We start from the raw sequence: 2,757 nt of genomic DNA, 5'->3' as shown, positions 1-2,757 counted from the left end.
ATGAGTCTTTCTAAAATGATAGTTTGAGCACTTTTCATTATAGGTCATATGGGACTTTTTTTCTATACTCAAAAAAGCTCCATAATTTCCATGGTGGATTTACCCACTACAGAAATTATAGAGCCAATTTTTTTCGATTTGATGAAGTTTCAGTAATTGATTGTGCAATAAGGAAATCATTTCCAAGAGAATCGTGGAAAGTTATGTGAAAGTTTTCTCAAAACCATACGGTTTCGACTAGCATTTTCAAAATAAAAGTGGTAGAATAGATAGGTATGAGGTCTAACCTCAAAAAATATTAGGAGGCTATCGAAATGCCATTAGTTTCAGCAGAAAAATTTGTCCAAGCAGCGCGTGACAACGGTTATGCAGTTGGTGGATTTAACACAAACAACCTTGAGTGGACTCAAGCTATCTTGCGTGCAGCAGAAGCAAAACAAGCTCCAGTTCTTATCCAAACTTCTATGGGTGCAGCTAAGTACATGGGTGGCTACAAAGTAGCTCGCAACTTGATCGCAAACTTGATCGAGTCAATGAACATCACAGTTCCAGTTGCTATCCACCTTGACCACGGTCACTATGAAGATGCACTTGAGTGTATCGAAGTTGGTTACACTTCTATCATGTTTGACGGTTCACACCTTCCAGTAGAAGAAAACCTTGCAAAAGCAAAAGAAGTTGTAGAATTGGCACACGCTAAAGGTATCTCAGTTGAAGCTGAAGTTGGTACTATCGGTGGTGAAGAAGACGGTATCGTTGGTACTGGTGAATTGGCTCCAATCGAAGATGCAGTAGCAATGGTTGCAACTGGTATTGACTTCTTGGCTGCAGGTATCGGTAACATCCACGGTCCATACCCAGCAAACTGGGAAGGTCTTGACCTTGACCACTTGCGTAAATTGACTGAAGCTGTACCAGGTTTCCCAATCGTATTGCACGGTGGTTCTGGTATTCCAGATGAGCAAATCCAAGAAGCAATCAAATTGGGTGTTGCTAAAGTCAACGTTAACACTGAGTGCCAAATCGCATTTGCAAATGCAACTCGTAAATTTGCAGCAGCTTATGAAGCAAACGAAGCAGAATACGACAAGAAAAAACTCTTTGACCCACGTAAATTCTTGGCTGACGGCGTAAAAGCTATCCAAGCATCTGTTGAAGAGCGTATCGACGTATTTGGTTCAGCGAACAAAGCTTAATATTATTTGAATTGATAACGAAAAAAGGATTTTCTTATAGAAAGTTCTTTTTTCTAATTTTTCACAAAAGGAACTACATTTAGGGATAGATACCTTTCTAATAATTGACACGTGCTAGTATCAATAGTGACAGAGATATCGAAAGTTAAAAATGATGAAACGAAAAATTTATACATTAAAAAATTTGGTTGGTGCAATTAGGGGAATTGTTTTAAAATAATATTTTGTAAGTTGTCACCAATCTTATTGAAAAACTAGATAAATTTTTAAAACTACTTATTGTGGGAGATAACTGTTGAATTTTAGCAATATATGGTTGAACAAGAGTCTTAAATAAAATATGTCCTAATTGTTTTGAATTGTACTGGTCAAGTATTGGTTTTTCAACTTTTACTCAAATTTCAACTTAAAATTTGATATTGAAATATTTTTATCGTCGCTCTACAAAAAAAGAAAAAATAATACTTGCAAAGCTTTATCAATTTTGTTAGAATAGTATGGTATGTGGTGCTAGCACATCCGATATATTTGATCAAATGAGGAGGAAGATACAATGGCTAAAGTATGTTATTTCACTGGTCGTAAGACTGTATCAGGTAACAACCGTTCACACGCTATGAACCAAACTAAACGCGCAGTTAAACCAAACCTTCAAAAAGTTACTGTTTTGATTGACGGTAAACCTAAAAAAGTTTGGGCATCAGCTCGTGCACTTAAATCAGGCAAAGTTGAACGTGTATAATAAATAAGTCGCTAGAAATTCTAGTGGCTTTTTATTTGTAATAATATCAGATTAAGACATAAACTGACCACATTGGCAATTGAAATAATCGTTATTGAAACATTGGTGACGAAAAAGTATTGCTAGAAAAGTAAGAGTGGCAAAAATAGATATTTCCGTGTTACAAGTTCGTCTTAAATTACAAAAAAACGGAAAAAGGAATGCAATGTAGGCGTATAAATGAACAGGAAGTTAGTCAAAAGTGCTCCTAACTGAATACTACAAAATCCCAGCATTTACATTTGAATTTGCAACAAATATCAATAGACGCTTAAAATCCTATCTTGGTTGTTGATTATGGTGTACCCAGAAGATTAGAACTAAACATTCGACAAATGATTGGCTTTCAATTTGAACCTATTCGTGAGATTTTTCCTATAAAAAGTTAAATGATGTTTTCCCAAAAAAAGAGATTATGTTTCTTTCGTGAACAAGGTTGTATCTCTGCTTTATTGGAGATGTGTATGACGCAAATATTTATTAATTAAAGATAAGATAGTTGTGCGAGAGGAGAGAAGAAATATTTTATTTGTTTATACATAATCCTACTTAAATTATTTACAATGAGAATGGTAGATGATAAACTAATGTAGTTATCATTTAACTCAAGTCAAAAAGAAAAAAATAAAAAAAGTATTGACAAGAGCAAGGTAAGATGATAGAATGAATGAGTTGTCAAAACAAGCCAAGTTATCACGAAAAAGAAACGAAAAAAAGTTTCAAAAAAGAGTTGACAAAGCAAGTTGAAGATGATAGAATAATTGAGTTGTCAAATCTGAA

The 2,757-nt window shown here is 34.5% G+C and carries 2 protein-coding genes; both read left to right on the top strand.

The window, feature by feature from the left end:
- Window positions 1–314 precede the first annotated feature (314 nt).
- Window positions 315–1,196, top strand: a complete 882-nt coding sequence (locus NF418_RS10200; protein WP_105109964.1) for a class II fructose-bisphosphate aldolase — start codon at window positions 315–317, stop codon at window positions 1,194–1,196.
- A 553-nt stretch (window positions 1,197–1,749) separates the two neighbouring features.
- A complete protein-coding gene (rpmB, locus tag NF418_RS10195; RefSeq protein ID WP_001140948.1) occupies window positions 1,750–1,938 on the top strand; it encodes a 50S ribosomal protein L28 in 189 nt (62 codons plus the stop codon).
- The last annotated feature ends 819 nt before the right edge of the window (window positions 1,939–2,757 follow it).

The sequence above is a fragment of the Streptococcus suis genome, from assembly GCF_024509555.1.
GTDB lineage: Bacteria > Bacillota > Bacilli > Lactobacillales > Streptococcaceae > Streptococcus > Streptococcus suis_AD.
The sequence above is the reverse complement of the archived record's forward strand: the minus strand, read 5'-3'. Positions and strand labels throughout refer to the sequence as shown.